This is a genomic window from Treponema sp. R6D11, assembly GCF_054786075.1.
This window is the reverse complement of record NZ_BDHD01001013.1, coordinates 1-412: the sequence shown is the minus strand read 5'-3', so window position 1 is coordinate 412 and position 412 is coordinate 1. Positions and strand designations below refer to the sequence as shown.

Here is a 412-nt window from a genome sequence, read left to right as displayed (position 1 = left end):
CTCGCACGTTAGTCGAAAATATAGACTACTGGAGTTACCTTGTTCTTGAACACGGAAAAGACGAAAAAAAAGCCCGTTGGAAATTCAGCAATATTGAATATTTTATCGGAATGATAGACAACTGGGAAACAGACCCCGATAATTTTGATTCGGGGCTTTATGACTGGCTAAACAGGATAAGCCTTATCACAAGAGATGACGGCGAAGACGACAAAAAAGACAAAGTAAACTTGATGACAATTCACGCCGCAAAGGGGCTTGAGTTTCCGGTTGTTTTTATCGCCGGAGCTGAAGAGGGGCTTATCCCCCACGAAAAAAGCATTGGCGAAGAGAGCGAAGACGAAGCCGGAAGCATAGAAGAAGAACGCCATTTTTTTCATCGCCGCCATTCCAACGAGCCAATGCCTTATGT

Annotated in this window: 1 protein-coding gene; it reads left to right on the top strand. The window is 44.2% G+C overall.

Translation table 11 applies throughout. The annotated features are described in order from the left end of the window. A partial coding sequence (locus tag ACYVTD_RS17255; RefSeq protein WP_461248863.1) for a 3'-5' exonuclease occupies nt 1–412 on the top strand: 412 nt, incomplete at both ends.